The sequence below is a fragment of the Delftia sp. 60 genome, assembly GCF_002754395.1.
Taxonomy (GTDB): Bacteria; Pseudomonadota; Gammaproteobacteria; order Burkholderiales; family Burkholderiaceae_C; genus Comamonas; species Comamonas acidovorans.
In genome coordinates this window covers 133,066-152,211 of the sequence record NZ_PEFD01000001.1, presented here as the reverse complement: position 1 = coordinate 152,211, position 19,146 = coordinate 133,066, and the positions used below count along the sequence as shown (strand labels likewise).

Genomic DNA, 19,146 nt, shown 5'->3' with positions numbered 1-19,146 from the left:
GGGGTCGCGGACATCCGGGTCGCCTTCTTTGACCTGCCCTTTCCTGGCGAATCAAGAAAGGGCTGTCGGCTGCCGGGCCGAAACCCGGCCTCGAAAAACAACCACCCGGCAGGGTCAGAAAAAGCGACTCAAGCCACCGTCTGGCTTTGGCTTAACGCAGGAGTGCAGCCTGATAGCCGACCCTTACTTGGAGAGATCCATGATCATGCGCGTGGCCAGGTACAGGCGCGGCACGATGGTGTTCAGCTGCACATACTCCGCATCATTGGAGTGCGCACCGTAGCCGCTCAGGCCAAAGCCCTCGATGACCGCACCCTTGGACTTGAGCGCCGCAAACGCCGCGTCGGTGCCGCCGCCCGTGGCCTTTTCCATCACGCTCATCTTCAGGCCCAGCTCATCGCTGTAGATGGTCTGCGCCTGTTTGGCCAGGCTGCGCGAGGCCTCGTTGGCCTCCAGCGGCGGGCGGCGCACTTCGAACTTGAGCTGCACCTTGCTGGCGTCCAGCAGCTTGTGGCCCACCTTGGCCTGCATGGCCTGCTCCAGCGCCGTGAAGTCGGCCACGCGCAGCGCGCGGGCGTCGGCCTGGGCCGTGGCCTCGGCGGGAATGACGTTGCGGTTGGTGCCGGCCTTGGCCACGGTCCAGTTGAGCTTGAGGCCGGTCTCGGGCTTGGACAGGTCCTTCATCTGCAGCAGCTGGTGCGACAGCTCGTACAGCGCGTTCACGCCGTCCTCGGGCTTGGCGCCCGCGTGCGAGGCCTTGCCCTCGACCTTGAGGTAGGCCGCGCCGATGCCGCTGGTGGCCAGGCGCACGCCGCCGTCGGTGCCGCCGCCTTCGAACGAGAAGACCGCATCCTGCTCGGCGCCCATGCGCGTGATGGTGCTGCGCGCGCCGGGCGAGCTGATTTCCTCGTCGCTGTTCATCAGCACGGTCAGCGTGCCGTAGTTGTCGAAGCCCAGCTGGCGCAGCATGGCCACGGTGTGCAGGATCAGGGCCACGCCCTGCTTGTCGTCGGCAATCCCCAGGCCGTAGGCGCGCTCGCCGTCGATGCGAAACGGCTGGTCCTTGAGCATGCCGCGCAGGTAGACCGTGTCCATGTGGGCGATCAGCATGATGCGGCTGGTGCCCTTGCCCTTGAACTCGGCATGCACCATGGGACCGATCTTCTCGGGCGTGTCACCCAGCCGGTAGACGTCGGTGGGCTGCAGGATCTCGACCTTGCCGCCCTGCTCGCGCAGCTTGCCGGCCACGTAGTTGGCGATCTGCTCCACGCCCTCCATGTCCTTGCTGCCCGACTCGATGTGCACCAGGTCGCGCAGCGTGTCCAGCAAGGGCTGCTGGTGCTTTTGCGCCAGCGCCTGGATATCGGCCTTGGGCGCAGCCAGGGCACTGCCGGACAGGCCGGCCATGGCAAGGGCCAGCGCCAGCGGGGCGCTGCGGAACATGAGGGAAAGCGGTGCGAAGGCGGAACGCATGGACAGGTCTCCTGTGTTGAAAAAGTTGTGCCTGCACGATAGCAGGCGCCGCGCAGGGCGCACGCAATTGCCGTGCCTGTTTTGCCCATCTCCCCGCCCAAAGCAAAGGCCCCGCAAGCCTTGGCCTGCGGGGCCTTGTGGGGAGCGAGATCCGGGGTCAGCCCGCGCTCAGCGCCATGCCGCCCTTCTTGCTCACGCCATCGCCCACGACCACGGCCGACACCACGCTCAGCACCAGGGCAATGGCCGATCCGTAGAACACGCCGTGGCTCATGCCGTGGTCCAGCATGTAGCCGAACACCGGCGCGGCCAGGCAAAAGCCCAGGTCCAGGCCCGAGTACACCGTGCCGTAGACGCGGCCCGTGGCGCCGGGCGGGGCGGCGCGCTTGATCAGCATGTCGCGCGAAGGACCGGCCAGGCCCGTTCCCAGGCCCGCGATGGAGGCCACGGCCACGGCCGCCATGGCCGGCAGCCAGCCCGTGCCGACCAGGAACAGCGCAACGCCCGAGCCCAGCATGCAAATGGAGATCACCTTCTCCAGCCGCTGCACGCGGCCCACGAGGAAGCCGCCGGCCAGCATGCCTGCCGCGCCGCAGAGCATGTAGCCCGTGACGATCAGCGCCGTCACGCTCAGCGGCAGTCCGTACATGGACTGCATGGCGGGGCTGGCAAAGCTCTGGATGGCGCTGAGCGCGCAGGTGCTCCAGAAGAAGAACGAGAAGCACAGCCAGACCGAGGGCAGCTTCAGGAAGGCCATGGGATGCTCCTGCGGCACGGCGGCTGCAGCGGCGCGCGCCGCGGGGGCCTGGGCATCGGCCGCACGGTCGTCCAGCGCCTCGCGATTGAGCACCATGATGGTGAGGATGACGGCGGCCAGGGCCGCGCCGCACAGGCAGGCCAGGCGCCACGAGCCCGTGGCCGTGGTGATGCCCGCCATGAACAGCGGCGCCAGCGCCCAGCCGATATTGCCCGACAGGCCGTGCACCGAGAACGCATGGCCGATGCGCTTGGCCGACACGCGCTTGTTGAGGATGGTGAAGTCCACCGGGTGGAAGGGCGCATTGCCCAGGCCCGCGAAGAAGGCCGCCAGCAGCAGCATTCCATAGCCCTGTGCCAGGCTGGCGACCACGCCCGCCACGGTGAAGCTGCCCAGCGCCGCAAACAGAATGGGGCGCGCGCCGAAGCGGTCCACGGCAAAGCCGGCCATGGCCTGTCCCACGCCGGAGACCACGAAGAACAGCGACACCATCACGCTGAGTTCGGCATAGCTGTAGCCGAACTCGGCGATCAGCCACGGGAACAGCGGCGGCAGCAGCAGGTGGAAGAAATGCGAGGAACCATGCGCCAGGCCGATCAGGCCGATGGTGCGCACATCGCTGCGCAGCGGGTCCGGAGCCACGGCGTCCGGCATGGAAGAGGAAGAGGCAGTCATGGGCCGCATCTTAGGCAGCAGCGTTTCGTCTTGTATGCGATAGTCTGCCAACTTCTGTCGCAAACATGCCAAAGCCTGTCTCCACGCCCGGCACCCCTGCCCACACCCCTGCCCACACCCTTGCCGACACTTGTGCCGACCCCCTGCCCAGCGCCTGCCCCGCAGCCGCACTGCGGTCGGTGCGCAGGGCCCGGCCAATGGAGCCGGTGGAGGCCCTGCATCCGCACCTGTTCGTGCCCACGCCCCAGCGCCCCGTGCGCGCCAAGCAGCACCGCCTGTCGGCACGCACGCGCGTCATACCGCACAGCCACAGCTGGGCACAGATCGCCATCTCGCTGGACGGCGTGCTGCACCTGTCGGCCCCCCAGGGCACGCTGATCGCACCGCCGTCCAAGGCCGTGTGGATTCCGCCCGGCCTGGTCCACGCCGTGGCCATGGTCGAGGAAGCCGACCTCGTCTCCATCTACGTGCTACAGGACGATCCGGCCCAGGGCCCCGTACTGCCGGACCTCCCGCCCTGCGGCGTGGCCTGCAACCCGCAGGACTGGGCACGCTGCCGCGTGCTGGAGGTTTCGCCGCTGATGCGCGAGCTGATCACGGCCCTGCCCAAGCAAAGCGATGACCAGCCCGCACCCGACGCCGCCACCCTGCAGCGCGAGCACCATCTGGGCGCCCTGTTGCTGGAAGAGCTTCGCCGCGCCAGCGAAGTCCACCTTGGCGTGAACATGCCCCAGGACAAGCGGCTGCGCATGCTCTGCGAGGCCGTGGTGGCCGACCCCACCCAGCACGAGAGCCTGGCCGACTGGGCGGCAGACACCGGCGCCAGCCCGCGCACCGTGGCCCGGCTGTTCCAGCAGCAGCTGGGCTGCAGCTTCACCACCTGGCGCCAGCAAGTCGTGCTGGCCCATGGCCTGAGCCTGGCCGCGCGCGGCCTGCCCATACAGCAGATCGCCGCCGAGCTGGGCTACAGCCCCAGCGCCTTCAGCGCCATGGTGCACCGCACGGTGGGCATGCCTCCGGCACGGTTCTTCGGGCAGCAGGCCGGCTCCGCTGCCCACAGGGCCGGAACAGGCGCTGTATCGCGGCCGACCAGGGAATGACGGGGAGCCATCGCCTCTTCGCGATAGCTGATCCGATATAGGGTTTGCCGATAGGCCGGCCATGGAATGCGGCGGCGCCCTGCGTGCTCTTATGCCGCATGATCTCCACCGCCGAGTCGCGCTACAACCAGTGGGTGCGCGAGCACTACCGATTCCTGCTGCGCAGCGCCTGGGCGCTGACCGGCTCGCGCGCGCTGGCCGAGGACGTGGTGCAGGACTGCTTCACCAGCGCCTGGCGCTTTCGCCACCAGCTGCGCGAGGCCGCAATGGCGCGGGCCTGGCTGTTCCAGATCATGCGCCGCCATGCCTTCCGGCACCTTGCGCCATCGGCCCATCTGGTCAGCGATGACGAGGCGCTGGACCAGCATCCCGCCCCCTCGCCTTCGGCGCTGGACGACCGGCTCGACGTGGTCAAGGCGCTGGCGCGCATCGCGCCCATCCACCGCGAAGTGCTGGTGCTCTATTACTTCGACGACATGCCCACGGCACAGATGGCCGAGGCCCTGGACATTGCGCCGGGCACGGTGCTGTCGCGCCTGTCACGCGCCCGCGATGCGCTGAAGGCGGCGCTGGAGCAGGCGGCCCCGGCGCCTGCTCCAGAGACTGCCAGCGTGATTCCGCTGCGCCCCACCCCGCTGCGCCCCACCCGATACCAAGGCTTGAAATGACTGCCCCGGACACGACCGACGAATCGGCCTTCGACCTGCGCGCACGCGCCGAACTGGCCCTGGCCTTCGACCCCGGACCGCACGGCGAGCCGCCCGCCCATCTGCTGCGCCACACGCCCTGGCATGCGCGCAGCGGCGTGCGCCGGCTGATCGCCGCGCTGCTGGTGGGCAGCTCGGCCGCCACGGCCGTGTTCGCCATGCGCCCGCCCGAGCTGGTGCGCGCCGCCATCGAGCATGAGTACTACGAGCGCACGCTGCGCGGCAGCTTCATGCCCGAGGCCGAGGTCGCGCGCCGCATGGACCTGCCGGCCGGCGAGAAGCTGCCCGGCTACACCCAGCTGATGCGGCCCTGCGACATCGACGGCACGCGCGCCTACCACCTGACCACCTTCTTCGAGAAGGGCGGCATCGTCACCGTGCTGGCCTTCGACCAGCCCCAGCGCCTGGCCGATGGCCAGGGCTGGTGGGCCAACATGCACTGGCAGGTCGTTCGCTCGCGCGAAGGCCGGCCGCTGGTGCTGGTGGCCCAGAAGAAACAGGCCCTGGCCGTGGCCAGCAAGGCCCTGGGCACCCCTGCCCCTTGAGATGCCCCATGAGACGCCCCCTGACAACCACCACGAGGAGACAACCATGAACCACTTGCCGACATCGCCCACTTCCCCCGCGCGCCGCAGCCTGCTGGCCGGCAGCGCCAGCGCGCTGGCCGCAGCTGGCCTGGCCGGCCTGCACCAGGGCGCACTGGCCCAAGCCCAGGCCCAGGCACCGACAGCTGCGGCAGCACCGGCCACCAAGCCCCTGCCCGGCTACGCGGGCTGGAAGAAGGCCGATGCCCTCATCGTCCACAGCTCCACCACCATAGAGACGCGGCGCGGCGCCTTCGGCACCAGCGTGATCACGCCCAGCGACCAGCTCTATGTGCGCAACAACCTGCCCACGCCGCCCGAATCCATCGTGGCCGACCGCGATGCCTGGCAGCTGCAGGTGGAGGGCGTGTGCCAGCCCCGCAGCCTCAGCGTGCGCGAGCTCAAGTCCCTGGGACTGGAGACCGTGGCCATGGTGCTGCAGTGCTCGGGCAATGGCCGGGCCTTCTTTCCCAGCAAGCCCAGCGGCACGGCCTGGACCGTGGGTGCGGCCGGCTGCGTGGTCTGGAGCGGCGTGCCCGTGCGCGAGGTGGTCAAGGCCCTGGGCGGTGTGTCAGACGGCGGTCTCTACATGACCGGCACGGGCGGCGAGGTGCTGCCTGCGGGGCTGGACCCCAAGAGCGTCATCGTCGAGCGCTCGGTGCCGCTGTCGGCCCTGGAAGACGCCCTGCTGGCCTGGGAGATGAACGGCGAGCCCATCCCGCTGGCCCACGGCGGGCCGCTGCGCCTGATCGTGCCCGGCTACACGGGCGTGAACAACATCAAGTACATCAAGCAACTGGCCTTCACGCCGCGCGAGAGCGAGGCCCACATCATGTCCCACGGCTACCGCATCTCGCCACCCGGCAGCAAGGGCGACCCGAGCCAGCCCTCGGTGCAGGAGATGAGCGTCAAGTCCTGGATCAACTCGCCCCTGCCCGAGGACGGCGGGCAGGCCGCCGGCCTGGTGCAGATCCACGGCGTGGCCTTTGGCGGCATGGATGCCGTCAAGGGCGTGGAAGTGTCCACGGACGGCGGCAAGAGCTGGCAGGCCGCGCGCCTGGTCGGCCCCGACCTGGGCAAGTACGCCTGGCGCCAGTTCGTGCTGCAGGCGCGCCTGCCCAAGGGCACGCATGTGCTGGCCAGCCGCGCCACCGACGCGCGCGGCCGGGTCCAGCCCGAGACGCGCGGCGAAAACCAGAGTGGCTACAACAACACCAGCTGGGCCGACCACGCCGTGACCGTCACCGTGGCCTGAGCACGGCCCGCGCGCTCATCCCGCCCCCCCTTCTCTTCACTCCCGTCACTTCCCGCACACGGCGCCAGACCGTGGCGGGCCCGTACCCCCATTGCCATTTTCACGATGAAACACCTGATCCACACCGCCCTGCTGGGCAGCACTTTGCTCGGCAGCGCCCTGCTGTCCGCCCCCGCCTTGGCCGATGAAGCGGCCCAGATGGCCCTGGGCAAGAAGCTGTTCTCCACGGCCACGCCCGCCTGCGCGCTGTGCCACACGCTCAAGGACGCGGGCGCAGAGGGCGCCATCGGCCCCGTGCTCGACGAGCTCAAGCCCGACGCCGCGCGCGTGGCCCGTGCCCTGCGCGACGGCATAGGCGCCATGCCCTCGTTCAAGGCCACGCTCAGCGAGGCCGATATCGCCGCGCTGTCGCTCTATGTGAGCAAGGCCAGCGCGAATAAGTAGAGGCAGGCCGCCGTGCTCAGCCCCGCACGGCGCCCGGACGGCGGCGCTGCCGCCAGGCAGCCAGCCCGCCCAGCATCAGGGCCAGGCCTGCCAGGCCCGCCGTGCCCAGCGCGGGAATCTGCTGCACCCCTGTGGCGCCCGCCAGGCGTGACTGCAGATACCAGTGGCTGCCCACCTGCACCAGCTGGTAGCTGTAGCCTCCGGCCTGCAGCGGCGCCGCCAGCACGAAGGCACCTGCAGGCGATGCCGCACCATTGACCTGCACGACCAAAATACCGTTGCCCACGGTCGCCGCGCCCAGGCCTGCGGCGTTGGCAATTTCCAGGCGCGTGGGCGCACCTGCCGTCACGCTGCCGTTCACCACCAGGCGGTCACTGGGCGACGCTTCATTGCCCAGTTGCGTGGCCATGGCCAGCACGCCGCCGCCGCTGTAGTTGCCTGTCACGCTCAGCGTGGTGCCGGGTACGGCCGGAGCGCCGTTCCTGGGAAGGCGTACCGTGCCCGCGTTCACCAGGCTGGCCACGGTCTGGGCCAGGCCGTCGAGATCCAGCACGCCCGAAGCCTGCACCTCATGGGCCGAAACGCTGGTCAGCACATTGGCAGCGCCGGCACGCAGACTGCCGCCCTGGACCGTGGTGGCGCCGCCGTAGCTGCCGGCAGCTTCCAGCACCAGCGTGCCGGTGCCGGCCTTGGCCAGGCCACCCGGGCCGGACAGCACCAATGCCACCGTCGCCGTCGCGCCGCTGGCCACGTTGACCGTGTTGGCTCCCGCGCCCTGCAATCCCAGGGTCGCACCCTGGAGGCGGTAGCCATCGACATCGAACTGCATGCCGGTAATGCCGATGGCCCCCGCACCGGCATCCGCCGTCACCACACCGGCCAGGCCCTGGAACCGGGCCACGGTGGGGTTGGGTTGATAAGGGCCGTTGAGCGTGCCGCCCGCACCGGTCCAGTTGCGGCCATCGGCGCGCCAGACGCCTGTGCCGCCGTTGACCACGTTGTTGTCCCTGAGCGCGGCATTGCCACCATCCCAATAGCCCAGGGCCACGCCGACCGTTGAGAGCAGGTTCACCTGCCCGGGCACCGAAGTCTGCAGGGTCAGGTTGTCCGCCACCACGCCTGGCGGCAGCGCGCCGAAGGCCAGGCTCCCGGCCAGCGTGCCGCGATAGTCGAACAGCCGGTACACGCCTGCGCCAAAGCCGCCCAGGTCATTGATGCCAAGCGTGCCGCCCAGCGTGAGATTGCCGTTCACATCGAACAAGGCCGTGGCCGAAGGCGCTCCCAGGCCCGCCTGTACCACCGCACCGCCGCCCAGCGTGGCCAGGCCTGCAACGCTGAGCTTGCGGCCTTGCTGGCCCAGCAGCACGCCGCCGGCGGTCTGGTCCAGGTCGCCAGAGACCGTGCCCGCCCCGGTCACCACGCCGGAGCCGCTGGCCGTGACGGTGCCGCCCTGCGTGCCATCGACATCCAGCTGCCCGCCCGTGACCGACGCCATGCCGCCCAGCGCATTGGCGACCACCAGCCGCCCCCGGAGACCGCGATGCTGCCCGAGAAACCGGAGCTGTCGGCCGACAGCGTGGTCGTGCCGGCCTGATGGGTGATGCGGTGCGTGCCGGGATCGACGCTGGACAGCGCAAGCGCAAAGCCCAGGTTGGCGCCCGTGTGGTTGAAATGCAGGGTGCCGGTCCCCAGGCGGAAGTCGATGCGGGCCGCATCGACCACGCCGGGCGCCATGGCGGCGTCGGCCGGTCCACCACCCACCTGGAGGGTTCCGACGGCGCCCGGGTCAGCATCCATGGTGATGGTCCCGGCGCCCCCCTGCACAGACAGCGCACCACCATCGCGCACGGTGACCGTGCCCGTTCCGTTGAAGCTGGTGAAGAAATCCTGGGTGCTGCGCCAGGCCGAGCCTGTTCCACTGATCGTCGCCGTGCCCACGCCTTCAGGGACATCGCCCAAAGCACCCACCACACCTGACACCACGCCCCCATCTTCGACCTTCAAGGTGCCTGTGCCCCTGCCACCAATCACGAGACTGCTTGAACCGTTCCACGTGGAACCCGCGCCCCGCACGGTGACCGTGCCATTGCTGCCCAGGTCGTAGCCCACGGTGCCGACCCCGGAGTGGGTCACTGAGCCTCCGCTGTCCATGGTGAGCGTTCCCGTGCCCGTACTGCCGACGTGCAGCGTAGTGCCCGCATTCCAGCTGGGCGAGGGGTTGGGCACCTGGACAGGCACCACATCGCCGGTGGAAGTGACCGTTTGGGCCTGCGCCTGGGTGCAGCACAAGGCCACGCCCCATGCCAGGATTTTCAACACGGACCGAGGGGCACAGGCAGCGAAGAAGAAGGCGAACGCATGCGGCTGCGGGCCGTGCATGCACGAGACAGTTCCATATCCATCTTGGCGATCTTTGTGTTTGTCATCTGCACCGCAGCCTGGCGCAGCAGATGGGTCAAGACTTGCAGGGCCTGCATCTGTGGATGGCAGGCACAGCAAGTCTTGCGCACGTACACAAAGAGTCAATTCCGGGGAGCATGGAGAGCCTGCCTTTCTCCTGTAAGACAAAGGCGCGAAGTGTGTGGGCCCGCCGTCCGGACTCAGTGCCTGGCCCGGCCGTGCAACGCCACGGCTGGAGCGGCACAGGCTCTCATCGGCGCTGCTGCAGCTCCCGCCGCGCCTTTTCGTAGGGCGTTTCCTCGGGCTCGGGAACATGCACCACGGCCTCGCCGGCACCGCCCAGCGGCATGCGGTAGACCCAGAGGCTATGCCGGCCCGGGCCCTGGCGCTGCCAGGAGGGCTCCACGCCGGGCAGCGCAAAGTCCAGGCTGACCAGCCAGGCGCCCTCAGGCAGCTCCGTGGCGGCCTTGACGGCCGCACGGCCCATGCTTTCGGGGCGCTGGAACAGGTAGACCATCTGGTAGCCGCTCCAGTCGGCCAGCCAGATGTCGGCACGGCGCACGCGGGCCCACGGGCAGCGCAGCGCGCACAGCCAGCGCAGCGGCCAGCTCCACTCCATGCCGTTGAGCCGCGCCTGCGGGTACTGCCCGCGCAGCGCGCGCAGGCCGTCGCCCAGGCCGCAACCGGCATCGAGCACGGCCGCGCCATCGGGCAGCGGCGCAGCATCGGCCAGGCCTTGCAGCGCATCTGTCGGCGTGGGGAACAGCGGCGCATCGCGCCAGGCGTTGAGCGGGTAGACCAGGGTCAGCAGACCCAGCGCCGCCAGCCACAGCCAGGGGCTGATGGCGGCCAGGCCGCCCGGCCCCCACAGCATCAGGCAGGACAACGGAAAGCCCGCAGCCACGGCCAGGCGCCGCCACCAGGGCGTGGCCAGCAGGCTGGCGAGCACGCCTAAAAAACAGGCCGCCAGCCAGGCGGCCAGCGGCCCTAGGGTCGATTGCAGCGCGGCGTAAACAAGCCAGGCACCCGCCCAGGCAAGAAGGGCCGGGGCTGGCCAGGGAAGGCGCCGCATGTCAGAGCCTCATTGCGCGACGCGCCTCCCACAGCCCATGAAACGAGCGCGACCTATGAGCCCGAAACGCCCCAAACCAGGGACAGCGAGCAAGGGCCGCCCCGCAGCGAGGCTGTCGTCCCCCTCCCGCAGGAGAGGGGGAAGGCGCGAAGCGACTCAGGGGGTGCTGCATCTCATTGCTGTTGCAGTGCTTGCGAGGTGGCACGGTCGAGGCGGCCGGTCTGCGGCAGGCTCTGGTCGCGCTGGAACTCGCGCAGGGCGTTCTGGGTGTTCTTGCCCATGGAGCCGTCAGGCGTGCCTGCGGTGTAGCCCAGGGCATTGAGCTTTTGCTGCGCGGCGCGCAGCGACATGCCGGCGGCATTGGCGCCCGGAGCCGATGTCTGCGACGGTGCGGCACCGCCGTCCACGCCCAGGCGTCCACCGCCGCCCAGGCCCTGGCCCTTGACGGTCTGAGCCTTGTAGTTGCGCAGCGAGCGCACCATCTGGTTGTAGGCGTCCATGAAGGCGGCGGCGATCACCTTGCCTTCGGCCGTGCGTGTGTAGCCGCCCAGCGAGGCGCCGGCAGAGCCGCCGAACAGCGCGCCCATGCCGCCCCAGTCGGTCTTGGAGGACGAGCCTTCGGAAGCCGACACCTGCACGCCCGAGCGGTTGTCCACCAGGGCCAGCATGACCGAGGCCTCGCGCGTCTTGGTGGCTGCAGCCAGCGCGCCGAAGATGCCGCCGGCGCGGCCGCCGATGGCGCCGCCCATGCCGCCGGCATCGCTCTGGTTGAAGATCACTTCGGGAGACAGGCCGTAGTCGGAGGCCACCATCTGGCCCTTGCCCAGGTTGCTGCCGCCGCGCATTTCGCCCGAGTCCATCAGCGCGCGTTCACGCGCCATGGCGCCCATGCCGGCCGCGCCGCGTTCCACGACGATGAAGCAGTTGGACTGCTGGATCATCAGGCGCAGCAGCTGCGAGGTGGGCGGCAGGCGGTACTGCTGGGTGAGGATGGTGTACCAGCCGGCGGTCTGGTTCTCGACCAGGGAGATGGTGCCCAGCGAGGAGTCGCAACGCTCCAGCTCGGTGTTGGCGTTCTCGGCGCTGGCACCGCCTGCGGCGCCCGTGGCCACGGTCTTGGCTTCGGGCGAGCCCATGCGCATGTCGGTGGTCACGCAGCCGGTCAGCGCCACGGCAGCGATGGCAGTCAGGGCAAGATACTTCTTCACGTTGTAATCCTCTTGGTCTGGTCTAGGTGAATCAGCGCCAGGGCAATGGGCGTCCACGCACTGGCAGCGTCGCCAGTCAGCGATTACACACAATTACCCCGCATAACAGCGCGCAAATATACCGGGATTCACCCTTGCGAAAAAGCGCTGCTTTGCTGGAGAACGACAGATCACAGACGGTTACAAGCTGTTGTCATCACTCGGGTGCATCGCCGCGCAAACGTTCGATCAGCCCGTTGAGCGCATCGAGCGAGCCGAACTGGATCGCCACTTCGCCCATCTCCTGCAGCTTGCCGCCACGGCGCACGGACTTCTTGATGCGCACTTCGACATCGGCCATGAGCAGGTCGGACAGCTCTTCTTCCACGCGCTTGATGTCGCGCGACTTGCCGTCCTTCTTGGACTTCTGGCGCACCAGGCTGAAGTCGGCGCCGATCTTCTTGACCAGGGCCTCGGCCTCGCGCACCGACAGCTTCTTGGCCGCGATCTGGTTGCCGGCCGTGATCTGGGCCGCGCGGTCCAGCGACAGCAGGGCGCGCGCATGGCCCATGTCGATGTCGCCGGCCATGAGCATGGTCTGCACCGGGTCGGCCAGGTTGAGCAGGCGCAGGATGTTGGTGGCCGCGCTGCGCGAGCGTCCTACGGCCTGGGCCGCCTGCTCGTGCGTGAGGCCGAACTCCTTGACCAGGCGCGACAGGCCCTGGGCCTCTTCCAGCGGGTTGAGGTCCTCGCGCTGGATGTTCTCGATCAGCGCCATCGCGGCGGCGGCCTCGTCGGGCACCTCGCGCACCAGCACCGGCACCTCGGCCAGGCCGGCGATGCGGGCCGCACGGAAGCGCCGCTCGCCCGCGATGATTTCGTACTTGCCGGCGTGGTCGCCCTTGGCCAGGCGGCGCACCAGGATGGGCTGCATGATGCCCTGGGCCTTGATGCTTTCGGCCAGCTCGTAGAGCGCGCCCTCGTCCATGTGGGTGCGCGGCTGGTACTGGCCGGGCACCATGACGTCGAGCTGCAGGATGCTGGGCAGGCCGGTCTCGGCCACCGGGCCGCCGCCCTCTTCCTTGTCGTGGACCTTGGGTCCGAGCAGGGCTTCCAGCCCGCGTCCCAGTCCCTTGGGTTTCTTGGTCACCATGGTGTTGTCCTTGTCAAAGCGATGCCAGCAGCGCGTGTCCGCTGTCCCAGTCGCCCAGCCCGCTGGCCGTGTTGAGATGGCCCGAAGGCCCTGCGTCGACGAAGCGTGCGCCCCAGGCATCGGCCATGGCTTGCACGCGCTGGGCGCTGCAGTAAATGTCGTTGTCGCTGCCGACCACGATGGAGGCAAACGGCAGGCGCTGCATCATCACGGGCGACCAGCCGGGCAGTTGCTCGCGCAGCTGGGGCTGCTCGGTATCGCCGGGGGCCACCAGCAGCGCGCCGCGCACCTTGCGGGCAGCCAGCGGCGAATGCGCTGCCCACCAGGCCACAAGGATGCAGCCCAGGCTGTGCGCCACCAGCACCACGGGGCGCGGCGCGTCGAGCACCGTCTCCTGCAGCCTGGCGCTCCAGTCGCCGCGCAGCGGGCGGTCCCAGTCGTTTTGCTCCAGGCGGCGGTAGCCGTGGCGCTGCTCCCAGCGGCTTTGCCAGTGATCGGCGTCCGAGTTCTGCCAGCCGGGCAGCAGCCAGACGTCCTCGGCGGCCCACCCGGTCGGCACGCCCTGCCCTGCCGCTTCATGTGAACCTTGCATGGCTACATCTTCTTGATGCGGCGCACCATCTCGTGCGCGAAATCGATGAAGGCCTTGCTGCCCTTGGCGCCCGGGTCGAAGACCACGCCGGGCACGCCATAGCTGGGCGCCTCAGCCAGGCGCACGTTGCGCGGGATGACGGTGTCGAACACCTTGTCGCCGAAGTGCTCCTTGAGCTGGTCGCTGACCTGCTGCTGCAGCGTGGTGCGCGGATCGAACATCACGCGCAGCAGGCCGATGATCTGCAGGTCGGGGTTCATGTTGGCGTGCACCTGCTTGATCGTGTTGACCAGGTCGGTCAGGCCTTCGAGCGCGAAGTACTCGCACTGCATGGGCACGACCACGCCATGGGCCGCGCACAGGCCGTTCAAGGTGAGCATGGACAGGCTGGGCGGGCAGTCCACCAGCACGAAGTCGTAGTCGGCATCGACCGCCTTGAGGGCGCCCTTCAGGCGATCGTTGCGGCGCTCCAGGGTGACCAGCTCGATCTCGGCGCCGCTGAGTTCGCGGTTGGCGCCCAGCACGTCGTAGCCCACGGCATCGGAACGCACGGCGGCTTCCTTGACGCTGGCGTTCTCCAGCAGCACGTCATAGACCGACAGCTCCAGCGCACGCTTGTCCACGCCCGAGCCCATGGTGGCATTGCCCTGCGGGTCCAGGTCGATCATCAGCACGCGCTGGCCGACCTTGGCCAGGCCCGCTGCAAGGTTGACGGCGGTGGTGGTCTTGCCGACCCCGCCCTTTTGATTGGCGACACAGAAGATTTTGGCCATGGTATTTACACGCTTATTTGGCGATGGCCAGCTTGAGGCCAAAACCGATCAGGAACACGCCCGCAGTCTTTTCGAGAACCCGGGAAACCGCAGGATTGGCGCGCATGCGCTCGGCCAGATGCGCGGTCAGCAGCACCACGATCAGGCAATAGAGAAAGGTCAGAGCGGCCACCGTGGCCGCCATCACCGCGAACGTGAGCAGGCCCTGGTGGCTTGCGGGATCCACGAACAGCGGGAAGAAGGCCATGTAGAACACGATGGACTTGGGGTTCATCAGGGTGATCAGGCCGGCCTGGCGAAAGTAGTGGCGCGGCTCGATGTGCAGCACGGGCTTGTCGCCGGGCTTGGCGGTGAGCATCCTGAAACCCAGCCAGCCCAGGTAGGCGGCGCCCAGCCATTGCACGGCATGGAAGGCCGTGGGATAGGAGGCCAGCAGCGCGGCCACGCCCGCCACGGCCATCCAGATCAGCACCTGGTCAGCCGCCAGCACGCCGGCGCAGGCCGCCATTCCGGCACGTATGCCGCCCTTGCCGGTGGAGGTGATCAGCGCCAGATTGCCCGGCCCCGGAATCAGCAAAAACAGAAGAATGGCAACAACGAATGCGCTGAAATCGGAGATGCCGAACATGCTGACCCCTGAGCGATGAAAGCTGGGAGTTTATGCGAGGGCCATGGCCAGCGCATGTGGAACATGGCCCCGCCGCAACGCGGCAGTGTGCCATTCGGTAAAAAAATCAGGCGCAAACGCGCAGCCAGAGGATGCAGCGCTCGGCATCCAGGCCCGGCACCTTCAATGGTTCCACGTGAAACACCTGCACGTCGGCGGGCAGCGCGGCGATTTCATCGTCGGGGTGCTTGCCCTTCATGGCCAGCCAGGTGCCGCCCTCCTCCAGCGCCTGGCGCGACCAGCTGGTGAAGTCCGCCAGCGAGGCAAACGCACGGCAGCTGATCAGCGGATAGCGCGTGGTCAGCTGCTCCACGCGGCTGTGGATGCCGCGCAGGTTGGACAGGCGCAGCGTGGCCGCTGCCTGCTGGATGAATGCGGCCTTCTTGCCCACCGTGTCCACGCAGTGCACGTCGATCTGCGGGCAGCAGATGGCAAAGACCACGCCGGGCAGGCCGCCGCCCGAGCCCACGTCCAGCATGGCGGTGCGGCCTTCGCGCGCAGGCATCTGTGCCAGATGGCGCTGCAGCGCCGGCACGGCAGCCAGGCTGTCGAGCAGGTGGTGGGTCATCATCTCCTGCGGATCACGCACGGCCGTGAGGTTGTAGACCTTGTTCCACTTGCCCAGCAGGGCCTGGAATTCCATCAGCGTATCGATCTGGGCGGGGGTGAGGTCCAGCCCCAGCGCCTGCAGGCCGGCTTCGAGCGGAGCGCGCAGTTCCTGGCTCATGCGGATGCCTCCTCGCCCTTCGCGTCAGTCACATCCGGTGCAAAGCCGCGGAAGCCGCCCTTCTTCAGGTGCACCATCAGCAGCGAGATCGCCGCCGGCGTCACGCCCGACATGCGCGACGCCTGGCCCAGCGTCTCGGGCCTGTGCTTTTGCAGCGACTGGCGCACCTCGAAGGACAGGGCCGGCACCTGCATGTAGTCCAGCTCGGCCGGCAGGCGCAGGTTCTCGAAGTGGGCGGCGCGCTGCACCTCGTCCTTCTGGCGGTCGATGTAGCCCGCGTACTTGGCCGCGATTTCCACCTGCTCGACCACGGAGGCGCTGAGATCGCCCAGCACGTCGGGCTGCACATCGGCCGAGGCATAGCGGCCCTCGTTCAGGCTCATCAGCTTGCCGTAGCCCACATCGGGCCGGCGCAGCAGGTCGAACAGGTTGTACTCGCGCTCGATGGACTTGCCCAGCACCCGCTCCGACTCCTCGGGCGTGACGATGCGCGGATTGACCCAGGTGGACTTCAGGCGCTCTGTTTCACGTGAAACAGCATCGCGCTTGCGGCTGAAGGCATCCCAGCGCGCATCGTCCACCAGGCCCATGGCGCGGCCAGCTTCGGTCAGGCGCATGTCGGCGTTGTCCTCGCGCAGCTGCAGCCGGAACTCGGCGCGGCTGGTGAACATGCGGTAGGGCTCGGTCACGCCCTTGGTGATCAGGTCATCGACCAGCACGCCCAGATAGGCCTCGTCGCGGCGCGGCAGCCAGGCTTCCTGGCCGCGGCACTGCAGCGCGGCGTTGAGGCCGGCGAACAGGCCCTGGGCCGCCGCCTCCTCGTAGCCCGTCGTGCCGTTGATCTGGCCGGCGAAGAACAGGCCCTGGATCTGGCGCGTCTCGAAGCTGCTCTTGAGCGAGCGCGGATCGAAGTAGTCGTACTCGATGGCGTAGCCGGGGCGCAGGATGTGCGCGTTCTCCAGCCCCTTCATGCTGCGCACCAGTTCGTACTGGATGTCGAAGGGCAGGCTGGTGGAGATGCCGTTGGGATAGAACTCGTTGGTGGTCAGGCCTTCGGGCTCCAGGAAGATCTGGTGGCTTTCCTTGTCGGCAAAGCGGTTGATCTTGTCCTCGACGCTGGGGCAGTAGCGCGGGCCCACGCCCTCGATCTTGCCCGTGAACATGGGGCTGCGGTCAAAGCCGCTGCGGATGATGTCGTGCGTGCGCTCGTTGGTGTGGGTGATCCAGCAAGGCATCTGGCGCGGGTGCATGGCCGCATTGCCGATGAAGCTGAACACGGGCAGCACGCCTTCGTTGACACCACCGGGCATGCCGTCGCCGGGCTGCTCCTCGCACTGCGAGAAATCGATGCTGCGGCCATCCAGGCGCGGCGGCGTGCCGGTCTTCAGGCGCCCCTGGGGCAGCTGCAGCTCCTTGAGCCGCGACGACAGGCTGACGGCTGGCGGATCGCCCGCGCGGCCTGCCGCGTAGTTGTTCAGGCCCACGTGGATCTTGCCGTCCAGGAACGTGCCCGCCGTGAGCACCACGGTGCGGCTGCGAAAGCGCACGCCGACCTGGGTGACGGCGCCCACCACGCGGTCGCCCTCGACCATGAGGTCATCCACCGCCTGCTGGAACAGCCACAGGTTGGGCTGGTTCTCCAGCATGTCGCGGATGGCGGCCTTGTAGAGAATGCGGTCGGCCTGGGCGCGCGTGGCACGCACGGCCGGGCCCTTGGAGCTGTTGAGGATGCGGAACTGTATGCCGCCGATATCGGTGGCCAGCGCCATGGCGCCGCCCAGCGCATCCACTTCCTTGACCAGATGCCCCTTGCCGATCCCGCCGATGCTGGGATTGCAGCTCATCTGGCCCAGGGTCTCGATGTTGTGGCTCAGCAGCAGCGTCCTGCAGCCCATGCGCGCAGCGGCCAGCGCGGCCTCGGTGCCGGCGTGGCCGCCACCGACCACGATCACATCAAATTCCTGTGGGTACAACATGCTTATCACTCCGGGGGCCTGCCCGGCCCAAGCCCCCGACACGGAGCACTCACGCTCCGGCGCTCATGGCAGGTGGCCCTCGTTCATGTAGCGAGGGGAACCCAGCGGGGAACCCGCGATTTTCCCACCTTTGCCGCACCAATGCCTTGCAAGGGGTCGGCCGGCCCCGCCACCGGGCCGGCACTGTGCCGGTGTTCCACGTGAAACAGTGCGGCGGACACAGCGCGTGCACCGCAGGATGCTGCGCGCCGCCACCCGCAGGGCGGCCCGCTTGCAAGAAACATGTGCAGGGCCTGTGATGCAATGGCGGCCATGCAGATCCTCATCTTCGCGGGCAGTACCCGCCAACAATCGCACAACCGGCGCCTGGCCGCCGCCGCCGCCGACATGGCGCGCGAACTGGGCGCCCAGCCCACGCTGCTGGAGCTGTCGGATTTCGACATCCCCATGTATAACGCCGACCTGGAGGCCAGCGGCACGCCGCCCGACGTGCTGCGCTTCAAGGCCGCGCTGCACAGCCACCCGGCCTGGCTGATCTGCTCGCCCGAATACAACGGCAGCTACCCTGCCCTGCTCAAGAACGCCATCGACTGGGCTTCCAGCCCTGTGGCCGGTGATCCGGTCTGGTCCGATGGCACCCTGCCCTTTCGCGGCAAGGTCGTGGGCATGGCCAGCGCCTCGCCCGGCGGCCTGGGCGGCCTGCGCGCCCAGTCGCACCTGGCGCCGCTTCTGCTGAACCTGCAGTGCTGGCTGGCCCCCGTGAGCCACGCCGTGGGCCAGGCAGGCCAGGCATTCGACGAAGCCGGCCGCCTGCAGCGGCCCCAGGACCAGCTGGGCATGAAGGCCGTGCTGGAACAGGTGCTCTGGGCTGCACAGCGCCTGTCGGCCTGAACCCTGCCGCCAGCGCGGTCCCATCATGCGCAGCCCCTGCACATGGGGTTAGCATGGGCGCTTGTCTTTCTTACCCTGATCGGAAGCCATCCACCATGAAGCTCTACTACAGCCCTGGCGCCTGCTCTCTGTCTCCCCACATCGTCCTGCACGAGGCAGGGCTGGCCTACGAGCCGGTCCTGGCCAGCACCAAGACGCACAAGCTGCAGGACGGCACGGACTACTACGGCATCAACCCGCTGGGCTATGTTCCCTTCCTCGTGCTCGACGACGGCGACACGCTGCATGAAGGCCCGGCCATCGTCCAGTACCTGGCCGATCTGGTCCCCGAGAAGAAGCTGGCGCCTGCCAACGGCACCATGGCCCGCTACCACCTTCAGGAGTGGCTGAACTTCATCGGCACCGAGCTGCACAAGGGCTTCGGCCCCCTGTTCAACCCCGCCACGCCCGACGACTACAAGCCCGTGGTGCGCCAGCGCGTGCTGGACCGCCTCAAGTGGGTGGACGGCGAGCTCAATGGCCGCGACTACCTGATGGGCGAGCAGTTCACCGTGGCCGACGCCTACCTGTTCACCGTGACGGGCTGGGCCCAGTTCGTGGGCGTGGACATCTCCGAGCTGACCAACCTCCTGGCCTACCGCGAGCGCGTGCTGGCCCGCCCTGCCGTGCAGGCCGCGATGAAGGCCGAAGGCCTGCTCAAGTAAGCAGCGCCG

Annotated in this window: 19 protein-coding genes; 7 read left to right on the top strand and 12 right to left on the bottom strand. The window is 68.6% G+C overall.

What is annotated here, in order from left to right:
- Positions 1–183 precede the first annotated feature (183 nt).
- On the bottom strand, positions 184–1,473 hold the full coding sequence (locus CLV01_RS00680) for a M20/M25/M40 family metallo-hydrolase (protein WP_099732595.1): 1,290 nt from the start codon (positions 1,471–1,473) through the stop codon (positions 184–186).
- Between the two features lie 157 nt (positions 1,474–1,630).
- Positions 1,631–2,905 carry an MFS transporter gene (locus CLV01_RS00675; protein WP_043795639.1) on the bottom strand — a complete coding sequence of 425 codons (1,275 nt, stop codon included), beginning with the start codon at positions 2,903–2,905 and terminating at the stop codon, positions 1,631–1,633.
- 65 nt (positions 2,906–2,970) lie between these two features.
- Here CLV01_RS00675 and CLV01_RS00670 point away from each other — a divergent pair, with 65 nt between their 5' ends.
- From CLV01_RS00670 to sorU, 5 genes are all read left to right on the top strand, one after another.
- Positions 2,971–4,005 carry an AraC family transcriptional regulator gene (locus CLV01_RS00670; RefSeq protein WP_099732596.1) on the top strand — a complete coding sequence of 345 codons (1,035 nt, stop codon included), beginning with the start codon at positions 2,971–2,973 and terminating at the stop codon, positions 4,003–4,005.
- Between the two features lie 98 nt (positions 4,006–4,103).
- Entirely contained in the window at positions 4,104–4,673 is a 570-nt protein-coding gene (locus CLV01_RS00665) for an RNA polymerase sigma factor (RefSeq protein WP_099732597.1), read from the top strand.
- Positions 4,670–5,257 (top strand): hypothetical protein, encoded by a 588-nt coding sequence (locus CLV01_RS00660; protein WP_012201996.1) that lies wholly within the window; start codon positions 4,670–4,672, stop codon positions 5,255–5,257. The genes CLV01_RS00665 and CLV01_RS00660 overlap by 4 nt, the downstream gene beginning before the upstream one ends.
- A 46-nt stretch (positions 5,258–5,303) precedes the next feature.
- On the top strand, positions 5,304–6,551 hold the full coding sequence (sorT, locus tag CLV01_RS00655) for a SorT family sulfite dehydrogenase catalytic subunit (protein ID WP_099735021.1): 1,248 nt from the start codon (positions 5,304–5,306) through the stop codon (positions 6,549–6,551).
- 96 nt (positions 6,552–6,647) lie between these two features.
- Complete coding sequence (gene sorU, locus CLV01_RS00650) at positions 6,648–6,995, top strand: SorU family sulfite dehydrogenase c-type cytochrome subunit (RefSeq protein ID WP_099732598.1); 348 nt, start codon at positions 6,648–6,650, stop codon at positions 6,993–6,995.
- A 16-nt stretch (positions 6,996–7,011) separates the two neighbouring features.
- On the opposite strand, the gene CLV01_RS00645 is transcribed toward sorU, so the two are convergent.
- The 10 genes from CLV01_RS00645 to mnmG form a co-directional block, all read right to left on the bottom strand.
- Positions 7,012–8,490 carry an IPTL-CTERM sorting domain-containing protein gene (locus tag CLV01_RS00645; protein WP_218968172.1) on the bottom strand — a complete coding sequence of 493 codons (1,479 nt, stop codon included), beginning with the start codon at positions 8,488–8,490 and terminating at the stop codon, positions 7,012–7,014.
- Complete coding sequence (locus CLV01_RS00640; RefSeq protein ID WP_180288346.1) at positions 8,409–9,311, bottom strand: hypothetical protein; 903 nt, start codon at positions 9,309–9,311, stop codon at positions 8,409–8,411. Before CLV01_RS00640 ends, CLV01_RS00645 begins: the two co-directional genes overlap by 82 nt.
- A 334-nt stretch (positions 9,312–9,645) precedes the next feature.
- Positions 9,646–10,467, bottom strand: a complete 822-nt coding sequence (locus tag CLV01_RS00635) for a methyltransferase type 12 (RefSeq protein WP_065344962.1) — start codon at positions 10,465–10,467, stop codon at positions 9,646–9,648.
- Between the two features lie 173 nt (positions 10,468–10,640).
- Positions 10,641–11,675 carry a peptidoglycan-binding domain-containing protein gene (locus CLV01_RS00630; protein ID WP_013799966.1) on the bottom strand — a complete coding sequence of 345 codons (1,035 nt, stop codon included), beginning with the start codon at positions 11,673–11,675 and terminating at the stop codon, positions 10,641–10,643.
- A gap of 196 nt (positions 11,676–11,871) precedes the next feature.
- Positions 11,872–12,807: a ParB/RepB/Spo0J family partition protein gene (locus CLV01_RS00625; RefSeq protein ID WP_013799965.1), complete on the bottom strand. Its 936-nt coding sequence runs from the start codon at positions 12,805–12,807 to the stop codon at positions 11,872–11,874.
- A 13-nt stretch (positions 12,808–12,820) separates the two neighbouring features.
- Positions 12,821–13,399 (bottom strand): RBBP9/YdeN family alpha/beta hydrolase, encoded by a 579-nt coding sequence (locus CLV01_RS00620; RefSeq protein WP_071953952.1) that lies wholly within the window; start codon positions 13,397–13,399, stop codon positions 12,821–12,823.
- 2 nt (positions 13,400–13,401) lie between these two features.
- Positions 13,402–14,172 (bottom strand): ParA family protein, encoded by a 771-nt coding sequence (locus CLV01_RS00615; protein ID WP_034397528.1) that lies wholly within the window; start codon positions 14,170–14,172, stop codon positions 13,402–13,404.
- Between the two features lie 13 nt (positions 14,173–14,185).
- The gene (locus tag CLV01_RS00610) at positions 14,186–14,800 is read right to left on the bottom strand and encodes a LysE family transporter (protein WP_012201988.1); all 615 of its coding nucleotides are present in this window, start codon (positions 14,798–14,800) and stop codon (positions 14,186–14,188) included.
- A gap of 106 nt (positions 14,801–14,906) precedes the next feature.
- Positions 14,907–15,566: a 16S rRNA (guanine(527)-N(7))-methyltransferase RsmG gene (gene rsmG / locus CLV01_RS00605; RefSeq protein ID WP_099732600.1), complete on the bottom strand. Its 660-nt coding sequence runs from the start codon at positions 15,564–15,566 to the stop codon at positions 14,907–14,909.
- Positions 15,563–17,542 (bottom strand): tRNA uridine-5-carboxymethylaminomethyl(34) synthesis enzyme MnmG, encoded by a 1,980-nt coding sequence (gene mnmG / locus CLV01_RS00600; protein ID WP_012201986.1) that lies wholly within the window; start codon positions 17,540–17,542, stop codon positions 15,563–15,565. The genes rsmG and mnmG overlap by 4 nt, the downstream gene beginning before the upstream one ends.
- Before the next feature lie 303 nt (positions 17,543–17,845).
- Here mnmG and CLV01_RS00595 point away from each other — a divergent pair, with 303 nt between their 5' ends.
- Both CLV01_RS00595 and gstA read left to right on the top strand, forming a co-directional pair.
- On the top strand, positions 17,846–18,433 hold the full coding sequence (locus CLV01_RS00595; protein WP_099732601.1) for an NADPH-dependent FMN reductase: 588 nt from the start codon (positions 17,846–17,848) through the stop codon (positions 18,431–18,433).
- Between the two features lie 95 nt (positions 18,434–18,528).
- Complete coding sequence (gene gstA / locus CLV01_RS00590; protein ID WP_013799958.1) at positions 18,529–19,137, top strand: glutathione transferase GstA; 609 nt, start codon at positions 18,529–18,531, stop codon at positions 19,135–19,137.
- Positions 19,138–19,146: the final 9 nt, after the last annotated feature.

Excerpts from the sequence above, each read along its gene's own strand:
- CLV01_RS00680 (WP_099732595.1), bottom strand. The coding sequence starts at position 1,473 with ATGCGTTCCGCCTTCGCACCGCTTTCCCTCATGTTCCGCAGCGCCCCG.
- CLV01_RS00625 (WP_013799965.1), bottom strand. The coding sequence starts at position 12,807 with ATGGTGACCAAGAAACCCAAGGGACTGGGACGCGGGCTGGAAGCCCTG.
- CLV01_RS00620 (WP_071953952.1), bottom strand. The coding sequence starts at position 13,399 with ATGCAAGGTTCACATGAAGCGGCAGGGCAGGGCGTGCCGACCGGGTGG.
- CLV01_RS00615 (WP_034397528.1), bottom strand. The coding sequence starts at position 14,172 with ATGGCCAAAATCTTCTGTGTCGCCAATCAAAAGGGCGGGGTCGGCAAG.
- sorT (WP_099735021.1), top strand. The coding sequence starts at position 5,304 with ATGAACCACTTGCCGACATCGCCCACTTCCCCCGCGCGCCGCAGCCTG.
- CLV01_RS00635 (WP_065344962.1), bottom strand. The coding sequence starts at position 10,467 with ATGCGGCGCCTTCCCTGGCCAGCCCCGGCCCTTCTTGCCTGGGCGGGT.
- CLV01_RS00675 (WP_043795639.1), bottom strand. The coding sequence starts at position 2,905 with ATGACTGCCTCTTCCTCTTCCATGCCGGACGCCGTGGCTCCGGACCCG.
- CLV01_RS00595 (WP_099732601.1), top strand. The coding sequence starts at position 17,846 with ATGGCGGCCATGCAGATCCTCATCTTCGCGGGCAGTACCCGCCAACAA.
- CLV01_RS00670 (WP_099732596.1), top strand. The coding sequence starts at position 2,971 with ATGCCAAAGCCTGTCTCCACGCCCGGCACCCCTGCCCACACCCCTGCC.
- CLV01_RS00665 (WP_099732597.1), top strand. The coding sequence starts at position 4,104 with ATGATCTCCACCGCCGAGTCGCGCTACAACCAGTGGGTGCGCGAGCAC.
- CLV01_RS00610 (WP_012201988.1), bottom strand. The coding sequence starts at position 14,800 with ATGTTCGGCATCTCCGATTTCAGCGCATTCGTTGTTGCCATTCTTCTG.
- CLV01_RS00645 (WP_218968172.1), bottom strand. The coding sequence starts at position 8,490 with ATGGCGTCGGTCACGGGCGGGCAGCTGGATGTCGATGGCACGCAGGGC.
- rsmG (WP_099732600.1), bottom strand. The coding sequence starts at position 15,566 with ATGAGCCAGGAACTGCGCGCTCCGCTCGAAGCCGGCCTGCAGGCGCTG.
- gstA (WP_013799958.1), top strand. The coding sequence starts at position 18,529 with ATGAAGCTCTACTACAGCCCTGGCGCCTGCTCTCTGTCTCCCCACATC.
- mnmG (WP_012201986.1), bottom strand. The coding sequence starts at position 17,542 with ATGTTGTACCCACAGGAATTTGATGTGATCGTGGTCGGTGGCGGCCAC.
- CLV01_RS00660 (WP_012201996.1), top strand. The coding sequence starts at position 4,670 with ATGACTGCCCCGGACACGACCGACGAATCGGCCTTCGACCTGCGCGCA.